At 72.1% G+C, this 20,692-nt stretch carries 17 protein-coding genes; 6 read left to right on the top strand and 11 right to left on the bottom strand.

Annotated elements, in window-relative coordinates; genetic code table 11:
• Positions 1-46: 46 nt before the first annotated feature.
• Positions 47-1,333 (bottom strand): TolB-like translocation protein, encoded by a 1,287-nt coding sequence (locus AC5L30_RS15390; RefSeq protein WP_494867944.1) that lies wholly within the window; start codon positions 1,331-1,333, stop codon positions 47-49.
• A 57-nt stretch (positions 1,334-1,390) separates the two neighbouring features.
• Positions 1,391-3,223, bottom strand: a complete 1,833-nt coding sequence (locus tag AC5L30_RS15385; RefSeq protein WP_494867943.1) for a DUF6311 domain-containing protein — start codon at positions 3,221-3,223, stop codon at positions 1,391-1,393.
• A gap of 218 nt (positions 3,224-3,441) precedes the next feature.
• On the opposite strand from AC5L30_RS15385, the gene AC5L30_RS15380 reads away from it, so the two are divergent.
• Positions 3,442-4,647, top strand: a complete 1,206-nt coding sequence (locus AC5L30_RS15380; protein WP_494867942.1) for an extracellular catalytic domain type 1 short-chain-length polyhydroxyalkanoate depolymerase — start codon at positions 3,442-3,444, stop codon at positions 4,645-4,647.
• Between the two features lie 97 nt (positions 4,648-4,744).
• Here AC5L30_RS15380 and AC5L30_RS15375 read toward each other — a convergent pair whose 3' ends face one another.
• Positions 4,745-5,659 (bottom strand): LLM class flavin-dependent oxidoreductase, encoded by a 915-nt coding sequence (locus AC5L30_RS15375; RefSeq protein ID WP_494867940.1) that lies wholly within the window; start codon positions 5,657-5,659, stop codon positions 4,745-4,747.
• A 181-nt stretch (positions 5,660-5,840) separates the two neighbouring features.
• Complete coding sequence (locus AC5L30_RS15370) at positions 5,841-6,740, bottom strand: TIGR01777 family oxidoreductase (protein ID WP_494867939.1); 900 nt, start codon at positions 6,738-6,740, stop codon at positions 5,841-5,843.
• A 312-nt stretch (positions 6,741-7,052) separates the two neighbouring features.
• Between AC5L30_RS15370 and AC5L30_RS15365 the strand changes: the two genes are divergently transcribed.
• A complete protein-coding gene (locus AC5L30_RS15365) occupies positions 7,053-7,904 on the top strand; it encodes an NmrA family NAD(P)-binding protein (RefSeq protein ID WP_494867937.1) in 852 nt (283 codons plus the stop codon).
• A 30-nt stretch (positions 7,905-7,934) separates the two neighbouring features.
• Here AC5L30_RS15365 and AC5L30_RS15360 read toward each other — a convergent pair whose 3' ends face one another.
• A complete protein-coding gene (locus tag AC5L30_RS15360) occupies positions 7,935-8,933 on the bottom strand; it encodes an aldo/keto reductase (RefSeq protein WP_494867936.1) in 999 nt (332 codons plus the stop codon).
• 56 nt (positions 8,934-8,989) lie between these two features.
• Between AC5L30_RS15360 and AC5L30_RS15355 the strand changes: the two genes are divergently transcribed.
• Positions 8,990-9,385: a MerR family transcriptional regulator gene (locus AC5L30_RS15355; protein ID WP_494867935.1), complete on the top strand. Its 396-nt coding sequence runs from the start codon at positions 8,990-8,992 to the stop codon at positions 9,383-9,385.
• On the opposite strand, the gene AC5L30_RS15350 is transcribed toward AC5L30_RS15355, so the two are convergent.
• On the bottom strand, positions 9,382-9,864 hold the full coding sequence (locus AC5L30_RS15350; RefSeq protein WP_494867934.1) for a hemerythrin domain-containing protein: 483 nt from the start codon (positions 9,862-9,864) through the stop codon (positions 9,382-9,384). The two genes, AC5L30_RS15355 and AC5L30_RS15350, sit on opposite strands and share 4 nt — an antisense overlap.
• Positions 9,865-9,985: 121 nt before the next feature.
• Positions 9,986-11,323, bottom strand: a complete 1,338-nt coding sequence (locus tag AC5L30_RS15345; RefSeq protein WP_494867933.1) for a low temperature requirement protein A — start codon at positions 11,321-11,323, stop codon at positions 9,986-9,988.
• 153 nt (positions 11,324-11,476) lie between these two features.
• On the opposite strand from AC5L30_RS15345, the gene AC5L30_RS15340 reads away from it, so the two are divergent.
• Positions 11,477-12,412 (top strand): SDR family NAD(P)-dependent oxidoreductase, encoded by a 936-nt coding sequence (locus AC5L30_RS15340; RefSeq protein ID WP_494867931.1) that lies wholly within the window; start codon positions 11,477-11,479, stop codon positions 12,410-12,412.
• A 62-nt stretch (positions 12,413-12,474) separates the two neighbouring features.
• Here AC5L30_RS15340 and sucB read toward each other — a convergent pair whose 3' ends face one another.
• The gene (gene sucB, locus AC5L30_RS15335) at positions 12,475-14,304 is read right to left on the bottom strand and encodes a 2-oxoglutarate dehydrogenase, E2 component, dihydrolipoamide succinyltransferase (RefSeq protein ID WP_494867929.1); all 1,830 of its coding nucleotides are present in this window, start codon (positions 14,302-14,304) and stop codon (positions 12,475-12,477) included.
• Positions 14,305-14,370: 66 nt separating this feature from the next.
• Entirely contained in the window at positions 14,371-15,762 is a 1,392-nt protein-coding gene (gene lpdA, locus AC5L30_RS15330) for a dihydrolipoyl dehydrogenase (protein WP_494867927.1), read from the bottom strand.
• 178 nt (positions 15,763-15,940) lie between these two features.
• On the opposite strand from lpdA, the gene AC5L30_RS15325 reads away from it, so the two are divergent.
• Complete coding sequence (locus AC5L30_RS15325; protein WP_494867926.1) at positions 15,941-16,270, top strand: hypothetical protein; 330 nt, start codon at positions 15,941-15,943, stop codon at positions 16,268-16,270.
• Between the two features lie 48 nt (positions 16,271-16,318).
• On the opposite strand, the gene AC5L30_RS15320 is transcribed toward AC5L30_RS15325, so the two are convergent.
• On the bottom strand, positions 16,319-17,893 hold the full coding sequence (locus tag AC5L30_RS15320; RefSeq protein WP_494867925.1) for a leucyl aminopeptidase: 1,575 nt from the start codon (positions 17,891-17,893) through the stop codon (positions 16,319-16,321).
• Between the two features lie 162 nt (positions 17,894-18,055).
• Here AC5L30_RS15320 and gcvT point away from each other — a divergent pair, with 162 nt between their 5' ends.
• Positions 18,056-19,186, top strand: a complete 1,131-nt coding sequence (gcvT, locus tag AC5L30_RS15315; RefSeq protein WP_494867924.1) for a glycine cleavage system aminomethyltransferase GcvT — start codon at positions 18,056-18,058, stop codon at positions 19,184-19,186.
• Between the two features lie 143 nt (positions 19,187-19,329).
• Here gcvT and AC5L30_RS15310 read toward each other — a convergent pair whose 3' ends face one another.
• The gene (locus AC5L30_RS15310) at positions 19,330-20,625 is read right to left on the bottom strand and encodes a DUF2314 domain-containing protein (protein WP_494867923.1); all 1,296 of its coding nucleotides are present in this window, start codon (positions 20,623-20,625) and stop codon (positions 19,330-19,332) included.
• Positions 20,626-20,692: the final 67 nt, after the last annotated feature.

The following is a 20,692-nucleotide window of genomic DNA, read 5'->3' as shown; positions in this document are numbered from 1 at the left end:
CGAGGACCTCGTCGTGCCGGCAGCGGCACCGCTCGGCGGCTCGTTGTCACGCCGGAGCCGGGCCCGTCACAGCGCGGCGGCGGCGGATCCGGCGAATGACGAGGGCGATTGCGAGCAGCGTCGGCACGGCCAGCGTCAGGTAGACCCAGGGCGGGGCGGCGAACGGTGACGGCCGGTGCGCCGGCCCGCCGAACGCGGCCCGGTTCAGCAGGTCACCCGGCACCATCAGGTTGGTCGACCCGACCGGCGCGGTCACCAGCACCTCGCGACCGCCGTCGGGCGACAGCGCGGCGAGAAAGGCTTGCCGGTCCGTGTGCTGCTCCGTGTCGGTGGCATACCGCAGGACCGGGTCGTCTCCGCGCCAGCCGATGATCCCGCTGGCCGAGGTGCCGGCCGGCAGGGCCTGGCCGACGGGGTGGCCGGTGGCCGTGTCCAGGAACTCGATTCGCCAGCTGCGCGCCGCCGTCTGCTCGGACGTGCACCGGGGCCCGGCGCACCCGTCGAAGGCGAGCAGCGCGAGCCGCCGGCCGTCGGGATGCCAGGCGGCCGGGCCGGCCAGCATGCGCCGGTCGCCCAGGTCGACCTGCCAACGAGGGCCGCCGCCAGCGGGGTCGACGACCACCAGTCGCTGGCGCGCGGCGAGCCGGGCCGCCACGTCCGGCGAGCCGGTGACCGCCACCAGGTCGCCACCGGGCGACCAGGCCGCCCCGCTGTGGGCGGCGAAGGTGCCGGCCGCGACCACCTGCTCGGTGCCCTGGTACGGGTCGACGACGAGCAGGTCGTCGGGTTTTTCCGGGTCGTTGAGCTGCTGGTTGTCCGGCCCGTAGCTGATCACCGGATCGTCGTTGCTGCGGGTGCCGAGCACGCGTCGCCCATCCGGCGACCACGCGAAAGGGTCCAACCCGGGTTTCAGGGTGCGGCGCTGCCGGCCGGTGGTGAGGTCCAGCAACTCCCCGAACCGCGGCCGCAGGTAATGGCGCCCGTCGGGGGAGAGCAGCCCGTGCCCCTCGGCGATGCGGATCGGGATGAGCCGGTAGGCGCCGTCCCGGTCGACCACCACCCCGGTCGACTCGAAGTAGCGGGTGCGGTCGGTGAAGAACACCAACGCGGCCGGACCGGCCGGGCGTTGCCCCACGGTGGCCTGCCACAGCCACGGATCGCGCACCCGGCTCGGCACCACGCCGGCGGTGGTGTCGGCGACAGTGCTCCCGCCAGCCGTGCTGCCCGCGACGGTGCTGTTCGCGGCAGTGGCGGCGGGCGCGCTGAGCGCGACGAGCCCCAGCGCCACCCCGGCCACTGCGGTGCCCCGAAGTCGCCCGCCGGTCAATCTCATCGGCCCATTAGACGCGATGACGGCCGGTCGTGATGCCCCGGCCGGTCGCGTCGTCGCCTACCGGTCGGCCGGTGGGATCCGCCAGAGCCAGACGTCGTCGACCCGTTGCGGCTCGCCGAACAGGGCGGTGCCGGTACGCCGCAGCGCCTCCTCGTCGATCTCGAACTTCGCGCCGTGTACCTGGTCGGCGAGCACCACCGTCTCGATACGCCAGTGCCGCAGGTCCGACTGGACCTCCCGGATCGTCCCGTCGGTGATGATGGGGACCAACCCGGTACGGCCGGCCTGGTCCATCAGCGCGCTCAGGGTGCGCGGCACCGGACCGATCCGGCCCCGCCCGTCCGGCCCACCGGGGCCGAGGAAGAAGCCACCCGGGATCTCGAACTCGCCCTGCCGGTGCGACAACGCGTACGCCTGCCACCGCTGGCCGTCCGGGTAGATGTCCACGGTCAGCGGCACCGGGGTCAGCACCCCGTCCGGTGAGACGTAGTCCCGCCACGTGCCGGAGGTGATGAACCGCGGAATCGGTTCCCGCTCGTCGGTCAGCAGCGGGGTGGGTAGCAGCGGCACCAGGGCCACCGCGAAACCGAGCAGCCAGGCCAGCTCGGTGGAGCGGTGCCGAGGTGGTGCGGCGCGCAGCTGGTCGACGGCGTACGCCAGCAACAGCCCGACCACCGGCGCGACCACCAGCGCCAGCCGGGCCGGTAGCGCGGCGTTCACCACCGGCAGCTGCCCGACCACGTCGAACGGCATGGGGAGGTCGATGCGTCGGCCGTCGACCTTGGCGACCGGCCCGAAGGAGAGCACCGTGAAGATCAGCGCGAGGCCGCCCAGCGCCCAGAGGGTGGCCCGGCGGTGCGGGTCGGCCCGCCGCCAGAGCACGACGAAGCAGACCACGGTGAGCACCAGCAGCGGGATGCCGAAGAACGAGTTCTCCTCGGTCGGGTTCGGCGCCAGCGAGGTGCTCAACCCGGCCTCGCCAGCCAGTGAGCGGCGCGGGAAGGCGGCGAACGCCGCGATGTCCTCGGAGTGGATCACCGGGTCGAAGCCGGTGCCGTGGAACCGTTGGGGCCCGGCGAAGTGCAACCACAACGGGTACGACAGCAGCACACCGGCGACCACGGCGGTCACCCCGAGCCCGCGCAGGAACGTGGGCAGCGCGGCGCGTGCCTCCACCCGGTTGGCCGGGTGCAGCGCCCAGATGGCGACGAACACCCCCAGCGCCAGCGCGGTGAAGAAGAGCCCTTCGGCGGCGATCGAGAAGGCCACCGCGACCAGCACGCCGAGGATCACCCCGTCGCGCAGCCAGTGCCCCGCGCGGCGCAGCGCGAACAGCCGCCAGATCAGCAGCGGCACCAGCCAACCGGCGGTCCAGTTCAGGTGCGCGTTGGCGTGCGACACCATGCCGGGGGAGTAGGCGATGAACAGGGCGCCGACCGCGGCGGCCAGCCGGCTGCGGACCAGGTGTCGGGAGAGCAGCCAGTACCAGACCAGCGCGGTGGCGAGCAGGTTCAGGGTGAGGATCACCAGGAACGTCGCCGGTGGCCCGATCAGGTACGTGAGGGGGGCGAAGACCACCGCGTACACCGTGATCGAGGTGTTGACCGCGAGGTTCACGCCGTCCGGGACGTTGATCAGATAGGTGAAGAGCGGGTTGTCCCCGTGGGTGACCGCGTGCCCGCCGAAGGCCAGCAGCCACTCGAACAGCGCCTGGTCGCTGGAATTGGCGGTGATGGTGCGGGCGTTCGGGTTCCGCCACAGCCCGCTGGTCACCCATACGGCGAGCGCGAGCGCCACCAGCACGACGATCAGATCGGCCCGGCGGTCTCGGACGGCGCGCGGCGGTGACGTGGGTGCGGGCCCGGTGGCCAGCGACGGGGAGGACGGCACGCAGCGGACGTTACCAACCGGACCTGGACGGGCCGGTCAGACCTGCAAGGAGGGGACCGTTGGGGACGGATTCGGTCCGCCGCGTCGACGATCCGGCGTACACAGCGTCCGTCGTGAATGTGTGAGTGTGCCCCATGTCATCGCGGCGACACATCGTCGTAACGTCACGGCAATTCGACTGTGACCCAGTTCATAGTCCGCCCCTCCAGGAGGCCGCCGTGCGCCGCTCCTCGTCCACCATCACCCGTCTGATCGGCGGGCTCGCCGGGCTCGCCCTCGCCGTCGCGGGCGCGGTCGCCATCGCCGCACCCGCCCAGGCCGCCACTCTCACCCAGGTCACCGGGTTCGGCTCCAACCCCGGCAACCTCGCCATGTACGCCTACCGGCCGGACGGTCTGCCGGCCAACTCCCCGGCCGTCGTCCTGCTGCACGGGTGCACGCAGAACGCCTCCGGCTACTTCGCCAACTCCGGCTGGCAGAAGTACGCCGACCAGTGGAAGTTCGCCCTGATCGTCGCCCAGCAGCCCGCCGGCAACAACGCCAACTCCTGCTTCAACTTCTTCGAGGCGGGGGACACCACCCGGGGCCAGGGTGAGGCGCTGTCGATCAAGCAGATGGTCGACCACGCCAAGGCGAACTTCGCGGTGAACGGCTCCCGGGTCTACGTCAGCGGCCTCTCCGCGGGCGGGGCGATGAGCGCGGTCATGCTGGCCACCTACCCGGACGTCTTCGCCGCCGGATCGATCATCGCGGGCATCCCGTACCGCTGCGCCACCAGCATGGTCAACGCGTTCAGCTGCATGAACCCGGGTGCGGACAAGACCCCGGCCGCCTGGGGCGACCTGGTTCGTGGCGCGTACTCCGGCTACACCGGCCCGCGCCCCCGGGTGGCCATCTGGCACGGCACCTCGGACACCACGGTCACCCCGCTCAACGGCACCGAGTCCCGTGACCAGTGGACCAACGTGCGGGGCGTGTCGCAGACCCCGACCAGCACCTCGTCGTTGCCCGGCAACACCAGCCTCGAGGTGTACGGCAACGACGACGTACGGCTCTACCGGATCTCCGGGATGGGCCACGGCACCCCGGTCGACCCGGGCTCGGCGGCCGAGCAGTGCGGCACCGCGGGCGCGTACTTCCTGGACACCATCTGCTCGACGTACCGTGACGCGCTCTTCTTCGGTCTGAACGGCGGCGGGACCAACCCGACCCCGACCCCGACGGCCACTCCCACGCCGACCCCGACCACCCCGCCGACCTGCGTGACGGCCAGCAACTACGCGCACGTGGCGGCCGGCCGGGCGTACCAGTCCGGCGGCTACGCCTACGCCAACGGCTCCAACCAGCGCATGGGTCTCTACAACACCTTCTACACCAGCGCCCTCAAGCAGACCGCCCCCAACCACTGGGTGATCGGCTGCTGACCCCCACCACCCGCCCCTTGTTGATCAAGAGGTTTGCGTCATCCGGCAGCCGGAATCTGACGCAAACCTCTTGATCAACAAGGCTGTCGGCGTGGGCTCAGGGCAGCTGGGCCAGGACCGGGGCGAGCGGATCCAGCGCGTCGTGGCGGACCACGAATCGGGTCACCCCCCAGCGTCGTTCGTGCTCGGTGACCGCCGTGACGATCTCGTCCACCGTGCCGATCAGCACGAACGGGGTGGCCAGCAGTTCGGCGGCGGTCATGCCGTTGCGCCGGGCCTGCTCCGCGGCGGCAGCCTCCGCGTCGTCGGTGACCACCACCGTCTGCACCAACGCCTCCAGCGCCGGCGGGTCGGCCCGGCCGGCCGCGCCGGCGGCCACGCAGGCCAGCTGCGCCTCGATCTGGTCGGCCCGCCAGCGCGCCTCATGCTGGTGGCCGTCGGCGAGGGTGCGTCCGAACCCGGTCAGCCCGACCACGTCGGCGTGCGCGCCGGCCCAGCGCAGCAGCGTCGAGTTCGCCGTACCCATCGTCAGCGGAATCCGGTCCTGCACCGGCCGGGGTTCGCGCAGCACCGCCTCGCGCATCGTCAACTCGGCCGAGTCGACGGTGACCGAGGCGCCGTCGAGCAGGGCGCGGACCGCCTCGGCGACGGCCAGGCAACGGCGGACCCGGCCGGCCACGTCGGGGCGTTCCCGGCCCACCGCGTGCCACTCCGCCGGGGTGTGACCGGCGCCGACGCCGAGCCGGGCCCGTCCACCGGAGATCAGGTCGAGGGTGGCCACGTCGGCCGCGAGCAGCATCGGTTCCCGTACGCCGAGGTTCGACACGTACGAACCGAGCCCGATCGTCGAGGTGACCGGGGCGGCGGCGGCCAGCGCCACGAACGGTGACGTCACGTCGCCGGGGTGGTCGGCGGCGAGCAGGGCGTCGAAGCCGGTGGCCTCGGCCCGGCGGGCCAGCTCGACCCAGCTCGCCGCGTCGGTCGGGGTGGCCTGGAGGGAAAAGGTCGCCATCGGCCCAGCATCGGCCCATGCCGGCCCACCGGCCACCCGGTGGGCCCCGATTCTGCCGAGGGCCGAACCCCGGGAACGGGCAGGGCGAGGTCCCGCCGACCTCTGTTGATCATGAAGTTGTTGCCACTCGCCTCGGCGTGTCGTGGCAATAACTTCATGATCAACGCGGGGTGGGGTGGGGTTAGGGGGTTAGGGCTGCTTGGAGGGCTTGGGGGAGGGTTTGGTGCTGGTAGCGGTAGGCGGCTCGGGTCAGGACTCCGGGCAGGACGCGGGTGCTGGTGAGGGCCTCGTGGGCGAAGCCGCCGAGGACCACCTTGAGCGCCAGCGCGGGGATCGGGATAACCGCCGGCCGGTGCAGTTGCCGGGCCAGCTCGCGGGTGAACTCGGCATTCGTCACCGGGTTCGGGCCCACCACGTTGACCGGTCCGGCGATGTCCTCGTGGTCGAGCAGGAAGCGGGTCGCGTCCAGCCAGTCGGCCATCGAGATCCACGGCAGCCACTGCCGGCCGCTGCCCAGCCGGCCGGCGATGCCCAGCTTGAACGGCAGCAGTTGCGGCTTGAGCAGCCCGCCCTCGCGGTGCAGCGGCAGACCGGTACGCAGCCGGACCACGCGTACCCCGGCGTCCTCGGCCGGCCGGGTCGCGGCCTCCCACACCCGGCAGACGTCGGCCAGGAAGCCCTCGCCGGCCGGCGCGTCCTCCTCGACCGCCCGGTCGCCCGTGTTGCCGTACCAGCCGACGGCTGATGAGTTGAGCAGCACCCGGGGGCGGTCCGCGGCGGGGAGCCCGGCGATGGTGGTCGCCAGCGTGGTGGTGGTGTCCACCCGGCTGGTGCGGATCAACCGCCGGTAGTCGTCGTTCCAGCGTTTGTCGCCGACGCCCGCGCCGGCCAGGTTGACCACGGCGTCGGCCTCGGCGACCACGGTCGGGTCGAGCTGCCCGGCGGCCGGATCCCACCGCCGCTCCTGCGGCCCGCCCGGCGCTCGACGGACCAACCGGGTGACCTCGTGCCCATCGTGGACGAGCAGGTCGGCCAGCGAGGTGCCAAGGAAGCCGGACGCGCCGGCCAGAAGGATCCGCATACCCCCATCTTCGTCCAGAACGCCACCGGGAGATGCGTCGGGCTGCTGGAGGTGGGGGCGTTTCGGCGAACGAACCTGCGCGGAACCCTTGTGCGGCGCGAAAGCGCAGGTCAACGAATGGTCCCAGGGCCGAAAATGGCTGCCGCACGCTGGCGACGGTCAGCGCGTTTCTGCAGGTCAGAGCGAACGTGAATGCGGTGTTCGCGATTGCTTCCGGCATCGATCTGGCTGACCCTGAGGCATCCGACAGCGCTCCCGTTTGGCGGGGTCGGCTCGCCGTGCCCGCCGTCGGGCGATCCCTGAGGAGGAACCATGCCGATCCTGGTGACCGGAGCGACCGGGACGGTCGGAGGCAGCGTGGTCCGGCAACTGGTCAGCGCCGGCCACGACGTACGCGCACTGACCCGCGATCCCGCATCGTCGGCGGCCACCGCGCTGCCCGGCCGGGTGGAGGTGGTGGCGGGCGACTTCGCCAGGCCCCACACACTGGTCGCGGCGCTGCGCGGCGTGACGCGGATGCACCTGGTCGCGATGGACGGGTACGGACCGCTGACCACCGGTGCGGAGATCCTGGAACTGGCCCGTCAGGCCGGCGTCCGCCGAGTCACCCACCTCGGCCACAACGATCCGAGCCGAGCGGACGACGACCCGATCGAGGCGCCCCACCGGCCGCTGCACCGGGCGGTCGAGAACTCGGGCCTGGAATGGACGCACGTCTTCCCGGGCGAGTTCATGGCGAACACCCGCGAGTGGGCGGCCGGCATCCGCACCGAGGGGGTGGTGCGGGCGCCGTTCGGGGACTGGAACAGCGCGCTGGTCCACGAGGCGGACATCGCCGCGGTCATCGTCGCCGCGCTGACCGAGGACGGCCACGCCGGCCGGGTGTACCAGCCGACCGGGCCGGAGCCGGTCCGCCGCCGGGACGCGGTCCGGATGATCGGCGAGGCGATCGGCCGTCCGGTGCGTTTCGACGAACTGACCCCGGAGCAGGCCCGCGAGTACTGGAAGGGTCACTACCCGACCGAGGTGATCGAGTGGTTCCTGGAGATGGGGCGCTATCCCGACGGCAGCGGTTGGGTCGCCCCGGACGTCGAGCAGGTGACCGGACGCCCCGGGCGCACGTTTCGGCAGTGGGCCGCCGAGCACGCGGCCGACTTCCACTGACGGCGTCCGGGGCGCGGACCGGCCCGGCGGTCAGGCCGCGTGGGCCGGGCGCAGGTCGGCGAGCACTCGCTCCACCTCGGCGTACGACTCGGCACTCAGCGGGCCTTGCTCCAGGGTCGCCAGGTTCTCCTCGGCCTGGGCCACCGTGCGCAGGCCGGGGATCGGCACGGTACGCGGGCTGCGGGCCAGCAGCCAGCCGAGCGCGCCCTGGGCCAGGGTGCGCCCGTCGGCGGTGAGCGCCGCGCGGACCTGGTCGACCCGGGCCGCCCAGCGCGGCGTCGGCCGGCCGTCGGTGAACCACTCCAGCCACTCCGGCGCCCGTCCGCGCACATCGTCCGCCCCGACCGCCCGGGTCGACCCGGTGAGCAGCCCCATCGCCAACGGCCCCCGGTCGAGGCTGGCCAGGTCGTGTTTGTCGCAGACCGCCAGCACCGCCGCGTTGTCGCGCAACACCGACTCGTCGTGCTGGATGGCGGCGCAGTGCGGGCCGGCAGCCGCGAACGCCTCCGCCGAGGCCGGGTCGTCGGTGCTCCACCCGTACGACCGGATCTTGCCCTGGTCGACCAGGGTCTCCAGGGTGTCGACCAGGTCGAGCGCGGCGGGCACCGGCAGTGCGTTGATGTGCAGTTGGTAGAGGTCGACGTAGTCGGTGCCGAGCCGGCGGAGCGAGTCCTCCAGGCTGCGCACCGCGAAGGCCGGGCTGGCGTCGGTGCCGATCGCCCGCCGGGTGGCCTCCTCGCTGACGTTGCCGAACTTGGTGGCGATCACCACGCTGTCCCGCCGCCCGGCCAGGGCTTGACCGAGGATCCGCTCGCTGTGCCCGGCCCCGTAGTTGCTGGCGGTGTCGAACAGGGTCACCCCGAGATCGAGCGCCCGGTGGATGGTGCGGATCGACTCGTCGTCGTCCACCTCGCCCCAGCCGAACGGCTGCCCGTCGTCACCCCAGAGCGGGCCGCCGATGGCCCAGCACCCCATTCCGATCGCGCTCACCGTGATGCCGCTGCGTCCCAGCGTCCGTGTCGTCGTCATGGTCACCAGCCTCCAACCTGGAGCGCGCTCCAGGTCAAGCACTACCATCTCGCGACATGAGCGGTTACGCCCCCTCGGAGGCCGCCCGCCGCAGCGGCTTCAGCCTGGACACACTGCGGTACTACGAGAAGATCGGCCTCCTCGCGGACGTGGAGCGGACGGCGGGCGGGCAGCGGGTCTTCACCGACGACGACCTCGGCTGGCTGGTGCTGTTCCGCTGCCTGCGCGACACCGGGATGCCGATCGCGCAGATGCGCCGCTACGCGCAACTGGCCCGCGACGGTGAGCACACCGCCGACGAGCGGCACGAGCTGCTGCGCCACCACGCGGCGCAGGTCGAGGAGCAGATGCGCCTGCTCCAGCGCCAGTACGACCACCTCCGGGAGAAGATCCGCTTCTACGAGCGACCGCCCACTGCCGCCACCGGGTCGGAGGCCGGACACGACACCTAGAGGGGGCCGGGCGCGGTCAGGCCGAGCAGTTCCTCGGTCGTCCCGGTTCGACCGGTGAGCGCGTTCAGTGCGGTGACCAGCCGCTTCTCCTCGTAGCGGAAGTGCGACTCCAGCAGGGCGGCCAACCCGCCCAGCTCGACGCGCACCTGATCGACCGGCACCGCCACATCGCCGCCGAGCAGCGCCTCGACCCGTTCCAGGATCCCCGCCACCACCGCGTGATCGGTGATCAGGTTGGCGATGACCGGGCGCAGCTCCGGGACCTCCTCGGCCAGCAGCCGGAACGCCCCCGCGTCCTCACCGGTGTGGTGTCGGCCGAGCGCGGCACAGAAGGTCAGGCAGTGCGCCCGCAGGTCCCGGGACGGGGTGCCGAGGCTTACCTGTAGCCGGGCCAGTTCCGCGCTGAGCCAGAGGTGGATCTCGATCATCTGATTGCCGACGGCGGCGAGCCGGCCGGCCGGTGAACCGGTTGGGTGCACGTGCGTCCCATGCTGTCCCCGCGACTCCATGCCCACGGCGGCCTTCGGGCCGGGTGCACTGCGACGCTGCGCCGAAGTCTAGGGTCGGCCGGTCACGCCATCAAACCCGGGAAGGCCGCAGTCACGGCGTGGTCGGCTCGTCGGGCTCCCGGAGGTCATGCCAGCGCGCCCGCCAGCCGGCCTCGTGGGCCTCGTGGGTGGTCCGCTCCTCGAAGACGGCGGCACGCAGGGCGTGCCGGGACTGCGCCAGCACCATCACCTCCACGGCCACCAGCGCCACGCAGATCACGGTCGCGAGGGTGAGCGCGCCCAGCGCTGGCAGGTGCTGGCCAATCGGGAGGGCCGCCGTGAGCACCACGATGACGCCGACGCGGGTCCACGTGAGGGTGTGCAGGGTGCGTAACTGGAAGAGCATGTTGACGGCGAAGTAGCAGATCAACCCGCCGAAGAGCATCGGCACCGCCGGTCCCTCGACCTTCTCGGCGATCCCGCCGGCCGGGTCGGTGATCTTGTGCAGGACCTCCTCGTTGCCGATCGAGAAGAGGATCACCCCGGCGATCATCGGCAGGTAGAGATACGCGTACGCGTCGCGGGCCATCGCCACCCGGGGAGCGCCCTCGGCCGCGTGCAGGGCGATCCGGGCGGCCGGCCCGATGAAGTCGAAGTGCGCCCACCAGAGGGCGGCGGTGACCACGATGCCGAGCGCGGCGGCGGCCACCGCCGGCCAGGTGACCGGTTTGCCGAGCAGGTTGCCGCCCACCCCCGTCGAGATGATCGACTCACCCAGCGCGATGATCAGGATGAGGTCGTAGCGCTCCGTCCAATGCTCGGCGCTGGTCACCCCCCAGCCCCAGGTGCCGACGATGAAGCCGGTGGCGTACTGCACCACCACCACGGTGATCCACAGCCCGTCGCGGACCATGGCAGCCTGGTCGGGGTCGGCGATCTGCGGCGGGATCAGCGCGGCGGCCAGCAGCAGCACGATGCTCACCGCCAGCTCCGGGGCGAAGCGCCGCAGTTGCCGCCGTTCCTGCGGGCTGTCCTTCACCACATGCTGATAGAGGATCATGTGGACGGCCCGGACCACGACGTAGCTGATGGCCACCAGCATCGGGCCGGCGGCGCTCCCCTTCGGGTCGTTGAACGCCTGTGGCAGCGCCAACGCGAACGCGAACAGGGCGACCATCGCGATCACCATGAGCACCGGGACGTAGCCCTCGCCGAGCCGGACCCGGGTGGCGACCAGGCTGTGCACCACCCAGATCCACCAGAGCACCGCGAGCACCAGACCGGCGTGCAGCAGCTGCCGGCCGGAGATGTTGGCGGCGGTCGCCCGGGTGATGATGAAGAACGAGAAGACGAAGACCAGATCGAAGAAGACCTCGAACTTGTCCACCCGGGCACCGGGGGCGATCGGGACGGCCGGTCCCAGCTGTCCGCCCCGCCGGTAGCCGCCCACGAACCCACTCTGGCAGCGTCCGGGCTGGTCGGAGGCACGAACGGCGATGGCGGCGGAGTCCGGCGTTACCTCCGGCCCGGGTCGGGAAACACCGGGACCACGGCCTCCCGCAGCGGGCCGGTCGGTCCGCCCCACCCCGGACAAGGATGGACAATGACGACCAACAACCCGATCACCACTTCGTTCGCCCATAACTCCACGGCCATGGAGGTGATTCGGGGCGTGGACCTCGTCGGGCGGCGGGCGGTCGTCACCGGCGGTTCCTCCGGGATCGGCGTGGAGACCGCCCGCGCCCTGGCCAGCGCCGGCGCGGAGGTCACCCTGGCCGTCCGCAACCCCGACGCCGGGCAGCAGGCCGCGAACGACATCACCGGCACCACCGGCAACGACCGCGTCCTGGTCGCCCCGCTCGACCTCGCCGACCAGGGTTCGATCGCCGACTTCGTGGCCAACTGGGACGGTCCGCTGCACATGCTGGTCAACAACGCCGGCATCATGGCCGCACCCCTGTCCCGCACCCCGCAGGGCTGGGAGATGCAGTTCGCCACCAACCACCTGGGGCACTTCGCGCTCGCCACCGGGCTGCGCCCGGCACTCGCGGCCGGCGACGGGGCCAGGATCGTCTCGGTCAGCTCCGCCGCCCACCTGCGCTCACCAGTGGTCTTCGAGGACATCCAGTACGACAAGCGCGAGTACGAGCCGTGGCAGGCGTACGGGCAGTCCAAAACGGCCAACGTGCTGTTCGCCGTGGAGGCCACCCGGCGCTGGGCCGACGACGGCATCCTCACCAACTCGCTGATGCCCGGCGCGATCCGGACCAACCTTCAGCGCTACGTCAGCGAGGAGGAGCTGAACCGGTTGCGCGCGGGCAACGCGGCAGCCTGGAAGACCGTCGAACAGGGTGCCGCCACCTCCGTGCTGGTCGCCGCCTCGCCGCTGCTCGACGGGGTGGGCGGGCGCTACTTCGAAGACTGTCAGCAGGCCGCCCCCGCCCAGCCCGGCGGGCGGACAGGCGTCGCCGACTACGCGCTGGACCCGGAGGCCGCCGAGCGGCTCTGGCAGGTCTCGACCGTCCTGCTGAAGGGCTGAGGACCGCAAACGGAAGGGCGCCCCGGTCGACGACCGGGGCGCCCTTCGGCGTTGCGGGTGGATCAGGCCAGGCCCAGCTCCGAATCGAAGTTGCCGGCCTCCAGCCGCTCCTTGACCGCGGTCAGGAAGCGGGCCGCGTCGGCGCCGTCGATCAGCCGGTGGTCGTAGGACATGGCCAGGTAGACCATCGACCGGACCGCGATGACCTCGCCCAGCTCCGGGTCGTTGACCACGACCGGACGCTTGACCACGGCACCCGTGCCGAGCATCGCCGACTGCGGCGACGGCACGATCGGGGTGTCGAAGAGCGCGCCCCGGCTGCCCGTGTTGGTCAGCGTGAAGGTCGCCCCGGCCATCTCGTCCGGGGTGATCTTGTTGGCCCGGGTGCGTTCGGCCAGGTCGGCGATCCGCTTGGCGATGCCGCCCATGTTGAGGTCACCGGCGTTGTGGATGACCGGCACGAGCAGCCCGCGCTCGGTGTCCACGGCGATGCCGAGGTGCTCGGCGGCCGGGTAGGTGATCGTGCCGCCGTCCAGGTCCATGCTGGCCTGGATGATCGGGTGGGTCTGCAGCGCCTCGATGGCGGCGAGGGCGAAGAACGGCAGGAAGGACAACTTCACGCCGTGCTTGGCCTGGAACGATTCCTTCGCCTGGACCCGCAGCTTGGCGACCTTGGTGACGTCGACCTCGACGACCGTGGTCAGCTGCGCCGTCTCGTGCAGCGACTGCTGCATCCGCTTGGCGATCGTCGCCCGGATCCGCGGCAGCTTCTCCGTGGTGCCCCGCTTGGCGCTCGGCTGCGGCTTCGCGGCCGGCTTGGCCGGGGGCGCGGCGGCGGCGGCGGGAGCGGCCGCTGGAGCCGGAGCGGCCTTGGCGGCCTTCGCCTTCTCGGCGGCCTCCAGCACGTCCTGCTTGCGGATCCGGCCACCCACGCCGGTGCCGTTGAGCGCGGCCAGGTCGACGCCGTGCTCACTGGCCAGCTTGCGCACCAGCGGGGTCACGTACCCGGCGGCCTCCTCGCCGGCACCCGGCGCCGGGGCGGACGGGCGCGGCGGCGTCGAGGTCGACGCGGCCGGCTGCGCGGCCTGCTCGGTCTTCGCCGGCTGCGCCGAGCTCTCGGTCTCCGCGGCGGGCTCGTTGTACGACATGCCGGGGGTCGGCTCCTCGACCTTCGGCTCCGGCTTCGGCGCCGGCTTGGCCTCCGCCTTCGGCTCGGGCTTCGGCTCGGGCTGCGCCGGGGCGGGGGCACCGCCGGCGGCGCCGATGATCGCCAGGTCGGCGCCGACCGCGGCGGTCTCGTCCTCCGCGACCTTGATCTCCAGCACCGTGCCGGCGACCGGCGACGGGATCTCGGTGTCCACCTTGTCGGTGGAGACCTCCAGCAGCGGCTCGTCGACCTCGATGGTCTCGCCGACCTGCTTCAGCCAGCGGGTGACCGTACCCTCGGTGACGCTCTCGCCCAGGGCGGGCATCTTCACCGCGGTGCCCTCGCCCGACGAGGCGGCGGCCGGAGCCGGCGTCTCGGCCGGAGCCTCGTCCTGGGCCACCTCGTCGGCGGTGCCCTCGGCGGCGGCCGTCGGCTCGGCGGCCGGCTCGACCGACTCGGCCGGGGCTTGCTCCTGCGGGGCGGCCTCGCCACCGCCGGTCGACTCGCCCTCACCGGCGATGACGGCCAGCTCGCTGCCGACCTCGGCGGTCTCGTCCTCGCCGACCACGATCCGGCTCAGCACGCCCGCAGCGGGCGACGGGATCTCGGTGTCGACCTTGTCGGTCGAGACCTCGAGCAGGGGCTCGTCAACCTCGACCGTGTCGCCCTCCTGCTTGAGCCAGCGAGTGACGGTGCCCTCGGTGACGCTCTCGCCGAGCCGGGGCATGGTGACCGATACCGGCATTTTCTGAGACTCCTTCATTCCCCTGGTGGGATCTTCGCCCGTCGCCGGACGCCGCGGTTTGGATGATCAGGCGTGCGCGTGCAGCGGCTTGCCGGCGAGGGCCAGGTGCGCCTCGCCCAGGGCCTCGTTCTGGGTCGGGTGGGCGTGCACGAGCTGGGCGACCTCGGCCGGGTACGCCTCCCAGTTGTAGATGAGCTGCGCCTCACCGATCAGCTCGCCCACCCGGGCGCCGATCATGTGTACGCCGACCACCGGGCCGTCGTCGACCCGGACCAGCTTCACGAAGCCGGTGGTCTTGAGGATCTGGCTCTTGCCGTTGCCACCCAGGTTGTAGTTGTACGTCTTGATCTTGTCGGCGCCGTACTGCTCCTTGGCCTTGGCCTCGGTCAGACCCACCGACGCCAGCTCCGGGTCGCAGTAGGTGACGCGCGGGATGCCGACCTCGTCGATCACGGCCGGGGTCTGCCCGGCGATCTCCTCGGCCACGAAGATGCCCTGCTGGAAGCCCCGGTGCGCGAGCTGGAGGCCCGGGACGATGTCGCCGACCGCGTAGACGTTCGGCACGCTGGTGCGCAGCCGCTCGTCGGTCAGCACGTAGCCGCGGTCCATCTTGACGCCCTGCTCCTCGTACCCGAGGTTGGCGGTGTTCGGGCCGCGACCGACGGCGACCAGCAGCAGCTCCGCCTCGACGGTCTCGCCGCCCTGGATGGTCAGCTTGACGCCGCTCTCGGTCTTCTCGACCTTCTCGAACGGCTTGCCGACCTTAAAGTTGATCTTCCGCTTGCGGAACGCCCGCTCCAGCGCCTTCGACGACTCCTCGTCCTCGGCGGCGACCAGTCGGGGCAGCGCCTCGACGATCGTCACGTCCACGCCGAAGGACTTCCACACGCTGGCGAACTCGACGCCGATCACGCCACCACCGAGCACGATCACCGACGACGGCACCCGGTCCATGGTGAGGGCGTGGTCGCTGGTGATGATCCGCTCGCCGTCGACCTCCAGGCCCGGCAGGCTCTTCGCGTACGAGCCGGAGGCCAGGACGATGTTGCGGCCGGTGTAGCGCTTGCCGTCCACCTCGACCACGTTCTTGCCGACCAGCTTGCCGGCGCCGGCCACGAAGGTGATGTTCTTCGAACCGCTCACCAGGCCCTGCAGGCCCTTGTACAGGCGGGAGATGACACCGTCCTTGTACGCGTTGACCCCGGCCATGTCGATGCCGATCAGCTCGGCCTTGACGCCGAACTGCTCCGACTCGCGGGCCTGGTCGGCGATCTCGGCCGCGTGCAGCAGCGCCTTCGTCGGGATGCAGCCGTTGTGCAGGCAGGTGCCCCCGAGCTTGCCCTTCTCGACCAGCGCGACCTTCAGGCCCAGCTGGACGGCGCGCAGCGCGGTCGCGTAGCCGCCGCTGCCACCTCCGAGAATGACAATGTCGAAGGTCGCTTCGTTCGGCTCGCTCACGTCCAACTCCCAGGTCGCGTCGCTGCATCGGGGGTCACGGGGATGTAACACGGACACACCCCACCTCGGTCATCTTGTCACCACTGAGCACAGGGTGCGTACTGAGGTGCCCAACGACACGTCATCGACACGTACCCTTGGCACCGTTGTCGATGACGCACGGTGGGGGAGAGATCCGGTGGGGTTGTTCCGGCGCCGCAAACAGGCGGCTGTGCCGAGCCATGACCGTGCGGCCAGTCGCGGCGATCTGGACCATTTGGAAAACTTCATCCGGAGTCGGCGCGGCGTCGAGGCGTACATCGAGCCTCGGACGACCGTGACCGAGACCACGGTAATCCTGATCGCCGACGACGGGGAGTGGACCCGCCGGCGCATCGACGGCCCGGACGGGGCCCGGCGCTTCGCGCACCGGATGGGCATCCCGGTGTACGACGTCCGGCTGATGGGCTACCCGCAGCGGATGCGTGACTTCAACGAGCGCCGCAAACGTCGCCCCGAGCGATACTGAGACACGCGAAAGGGGCCCCCTGAGCAGGAGGCCCCTTTCGCACATCCGTCAGCCGTTGGCGGCGACGTCCTCGACGAGCTGCACCAGCGTGCGGACCGGAACGCCGGTGCCGCCCTTGGTCCAGTAGCCGGTCGGCTCGCCCGAGTGGTAGCCCGGCCCGGCGATGTCGATGTGCGCCCACGCCACGTCGTCGGTCACGAACTCGCGCAGGAACACGCCGCCCTGCAGCATGTGACCGGCCCGGTCCATTCCGGCGTTGACCTGCGAGATGTCCGCCACATCCGACTCCATGCCCTTACGGACGTCGTCGGGCAGCGGCATCGGCCAGGCCGGCTCGCCGACGGCGTCGCCGACCACCTTCACCCGGTCGCACAGCTCCGGGGTGCCCATCACACCGGCCACCCGCTTGCCCAGCGCGATGACCTGGCCGCCGGTCAGGGTGGAGGTCTCGAACAGGTAGTCGGTGCCGTCCGCGCAGGCCCGGGCGATGGCGTCGCCCAGGATCATCCGGCCCTCGGCGTCGGTGTTGAGCACCTCGACCCGCTTGCCGTTGAACATGGTGATCACGTCACCCGGCCGGTAGCTGGTGCCCGACGGCATGTTCTCCGCCATCGGCAGGTAGGCACTGACCGCCACCGTCGGCTTCAGCGCGGCGATGGCCAGCATGGCCGCGCCCACCGCGGCGGCGCCCGCCATGTCGGACTTCATCTCCCACATGCCCTGCGCCGGCTTGATCGAGATGCCGCCGGTGTCGAAGGTGATGCCCTTGCCGACCAGCGCGACCCGCTTGCCGTTGCCGCCGCCCTGCGGGGTGTAGGTCAGCTTCACCAGCCGCGGCGGGGCCTCCGAGCCCTGCCCGACCGCGACGATGCCGCCGTACCCGCCGGCCGCCAGCGCCGCCTCGTCCAGCACCTCGACCCCGAGGCCCGCCTCGCGGGCCGCGCTGGCGACCGCGTCGGCGAACGACGGCGGACGCAGCTCGTTCGGCGCGGTGTTCACCCAGTCCCGGCTGAGCCGGACCGCGCGCGCCACCGCCTGCGCCCGGGCGACCTCCGCCTGGGCGCCCGCGTCGTCGGCGTCCGGCACCGCGATGAGCACCTCGGCCACCGGCTCCCGCCGGGTCGGCTGGGGCCGGGTCTTGTAGCCGGCGAACCGGTACCCACCCAGCAGCGCGCCCTCGGCGACCGCGCGCAGCTCGGCCGAGGCGTCCGCGTCGTCCGGCAGCGGCAGCGCCAGCGCGACCCTGGGTGCGCCCGCCAGGGCCCGGATCGCGGCACCGGCGGCCCGACGCAGCGTCTCCGGCGCCGGGGCGGCGCCCGACGGCTCCGGGCCGAGCCCGACCGCCGTGACCAGCGGAGCGGTCACGGTGCTCAGGGTGGCCAGCTTGATGACCTCACCCGGCCCACCGGTCGCGCCGAGCAGCGCGAGGGTCTCGGTCAGCTTGCCGTCGAACGCGGCCGCGATGCTCTCCGCGCCGCTGGCGAGCAACAGGGTGCCGGCGAGGCCGCTGGTGGCGACCTGCTCCCCGGTCTGGCTGTGCACGCCGATCACGATCGCGTCGACGGCGAGCTCGGCCGGGTCGGTGTCGACCAGGCTCAGGTTGGTGGTGCGGGGTGAAGTCACTGAAGCTACTCCGGGCGGGCCGGGCCGGTCGCGGCGTCGCGTACCAGCGGTGAAGGTCTCCGGCGGAACCTACCTGCCGGACGTCATGGCTGTCCCGCCGACAGCGCCAGCGGGCTCCCGCCGATGCTAACCAGCGACGTTGCCCCCGGTAAGTTGCCACCCATGACCGACGTGACCTCCGACGCCGCCGCGACCCGGCTGCGCCGTTCCCCGCTGCACGAGCGGCACACCGCCGCCGGAGCCAAGTTCGCCCCCTTCGGGGGCTGGGAGATGCCGCTGGAGTACGCCGGCGGCGGGGTGCTCAAGGAGCACACCGCGGTGCGTACGGCGGTCGGGGTCTTCGACGTGTCGCACCTGGGCAAGGCCCGGGTGAGCGGCCCCGGCGCGGCCGACTTCGTCAACTCCTGCCTCAGCAACGACCTGGGCCGGATCGGGCCCGGCCGGGCGCAGTACACGCTCTGCTGCGACGACGCCACCGGCGGCGTGGTGGACGACATCATCGCCTATCTCTACGCCGACGACCACGTCTTCCTCATCCCGAACGCGGCGAACACCGCCGAGGTGGTGCGCCGGTTGCGCGCCGCCGCGCCCGCGCAGGTGACCGTCACCGACGAGCACGAGGCGTACGCGGTGCTGGCCGTGCAGGGCCCCCGCTCGGCCGAGTTGCTGGCCGCCCTCGACCTGCCCACCGAGCACGGCTACATGAGCTTCTCCGCCGCGAGCCTGGCCGGGGTGGAGCTGACCGTCTGCCGCACCGGCTACACCGGCGAGTTGGGCTACGAGCTGGTGGTGCCGGCGGAGGACGCGGTCGCCGTCTGGGACGCGCTCTTCGCCGCCGGCGCGACGTTCGGGTTGCGCGCCTGCGGGCTGGCCGCCCGGGACACGCTGCGTACCGAGATGGGCTACCCGCTGCACGGGCAGGACCTCTCCCTGGACATCAGCCCGGTGCAGGCCCGCTCCGGCTGGGCGGTCGGTTGGGACAAGCCGGCCTTCTGGGGCCGCGACGCGCTGCTCGCCGAGAAGGCCGCCGGCCCCCGCCGTACGCTGCGCGGCCTGGTTGCCGTCGACCGGGCGATCCCTCGTCCCGGCATGACCCTGCACGTGGGCGACGTCCAGGTCGGCACCGTAACCAGCGGCACCTTCTCCCCGACCCGCAAGCAGGGCATCGCGCTGGCCCTGCTCAACACCGACGCCAACCTGACCGACGGCGACGAGGTCGAGATCGACATCCGGGGCCGCCGAGCCCCCCTGACCCTGACCAACCCCCCCTTCGTAACCCCCTCAGTGAAGTAACCCCGACCCCCGACCCCGGGCCCCCGGCTCCAGACCTGGTTGATCATGAAGTTATTGCCACCGCCGTCGGCGTGTCGTGGCAATAACTTCATGATCAACGCGGGCGGGGGGATCCGGGGGCCGGGGATTCGGGGCGGGTGGGGTTAGGGGGTTGGGGTGGGGGGTTCGCCGGAATCCAGGACTGCTTGGGTCCAGCCGCCTTCTATGACGCCTGTCGCGTCGAGGATGGCCCAGTCGACCACGTCGGACGCCTCCACCACCACGGGGGCGCCGATGCGGACGCTCTGGTCGGTGTTGGCGTCGCTGGCGCTCACGCCGACGATGCGCTCCGGGGCCTCCCACGAGGTGACGCCCGCCCAGACGTACTCCGGGCCGTCGTCTCCGGGCAGGCCGTACTTCACCACCAGCTGCGACTCGGTGGGGAGCTGACCGGCGACGAACCGGGCCCGTGCGTCACCCAGCGCGGCCCGGGCGGTGGCGACCGCACGGCTCATCGCGTCCCCGGAGCGGGCGTAGCGCACGTCCGGCTGGATCCCGGAGAACAGGGTCGCGCAGGCGGCGGCGTAGTAGCGCCCGTCCGGGCCGGGGTGCCCGGCCGGCGGGCGCAGGGTGAGGAACGAGTCGGCCTCCGGGTCGGTCGCCGGGTCCAGTTCGAGGCGGAGCAGCACCGGGGCGGTGGCGCCGTGCTGCTCCGGGTTGCCGTACGCCACCGCGATGTCGTGTCCGGTGACCGTGGCCAGCACCGGTAGCTGCACGAACGCCGGCACCTCCTCTCCGGTGAGCCCGTCGGTCCAGTCCCGCAGCAGTCGGCGGGCGGCCCCGGTCATCACCGCACCCCAGGCGCGGGTGAGGTGGTCGGGCACCCCCTGGGTCTGCAACTCCAGCAGGCCGAAGCGGCGGAGCCCCTTGGTGGTGAACCACAGGCCCTCGGTGTCCGACGAGTACGGCACCAGCACCCAGTCGACAAGTCGGACGCGGCCCTGCTCGTCGGGGAGGGAGCGCAGCGCGGTCGCCGGGTCGAGGAACTGGAGGCCGAAGACGTCCACCACGTCGCTGTCGACGGATTCCGCCACGGCGGCCGCGACCGCCCGGGCGGCCCACTCGTGCGCGGGCGGCCAGCCGGGCCGGTACTCGGCCTGTACGACCACCAGGTGCGTCGCCGCCGCCAGCCGGGCCAGCTGCTCCTTGGTGGCACCGAACGCGGTGAGCAGGTCCGGTGGCAGTTCGGGGAACTCGGAGATCGGCCGGGTGTCGACGCTCATCAGCGGGCTGTCGAGCATCTGTCGGGCCAGCCCGTGCACCGGCTCGGCCAGTCGGCCGGTCAGGGCCGCCACCGCGGTCTTCGCGCTGACCTTCGGTAGCCCCGCCATCGGTACCAGGTAGGTCGCGCTGAGCGACTCCGGCACCGGTACGGGCAGGAAGTCGTCCGTGATGAGCATGGTGGGATCCCCCGGTGGCCGCGCCGGTGTTGTCGAGCCGAACGCTACCCGGCCCGCCGGGCCCGGT

This window comes from Micromonospora sp. BQ32, assembly GCF_059358895.1.
Note: the sequence above shows the minus strand (reverse complement) of the source record. Positions and strands in the feature narration are given on the sequence as shown.

Bases quoted from the DNA above. Each gene is read 5' to 3' on its own strand.
- AC5L30_RS15360 (WP_494867936.1), bottom strand. From the start codon at position 8,933: ATGACGACGACACGGACGCTGGGACGCAGCGGCATCACGGTGAGCGCG.
- gcvT (WP_494867924.1), top strand. From the start codon at position 18,056: ATGACCGACGTGACCTCCGACGCCGCCGCGACCCGGCTGCGCCGTTCC.
- sucB (WP_494867929.1), bottom strand. From the start codon at position 14,304: ATGCCGGTATCGGTCACCATGCCCCGGCTCGGCGAGAGCGTCACCGAG.
- AC5L30_RS15370 (WP_494867939.1), bottom strand. From the start codon at position 6,740: ATGCGGATCCTTCTGGCCGGCGCGTCCGGCTTCCTTGGCACCTCGCTG.
- AC5L30_RS15355 (WP_494867935.1), top strand. From the start codon at position 8,990: ATGAGCGGTTACGCCCCCTCGGAGGCCGCCCGCCGCAGCGGCTTCAGC.
- AC5L30_RS15310 (WP_494867923.1), bottom strand. From the start codon at position 20,625: ATGCTCATCACGGACGACTTCCTGCCCGTACCGGTGCCGGAGTCGCTC.
- AC5L30_RS15375 (WP_494867940.1), bottom strand. From the start codon at position 5,659: ATGGCGACCTTTTCCCTCCAGGCCACCCCGACCGACGCGGCGAGCTGG.
- AC5L30_RS15340 (WP_494867931.1), top strand. From the start codon at position 11,477: ATGACGACCAACAACCCGATCACCACTTCGTTCGCCCATAACTCCACG.
- AC5L30_RS15365 (WP_494867937.1), top strand. From the start codon at position 7,053: ATGCCGATCCTGGTGACCGGAGCGACCGGGACGGTCGGAGGCAGCGTG.
- AC5L30_RS15390 (WP_494867944.1), bottom strand. From the start codon at position 1,333: ATGAGATTGACCGGCGGGCGACTTCGGGGCACCGCAGTGGCCGGGGTG.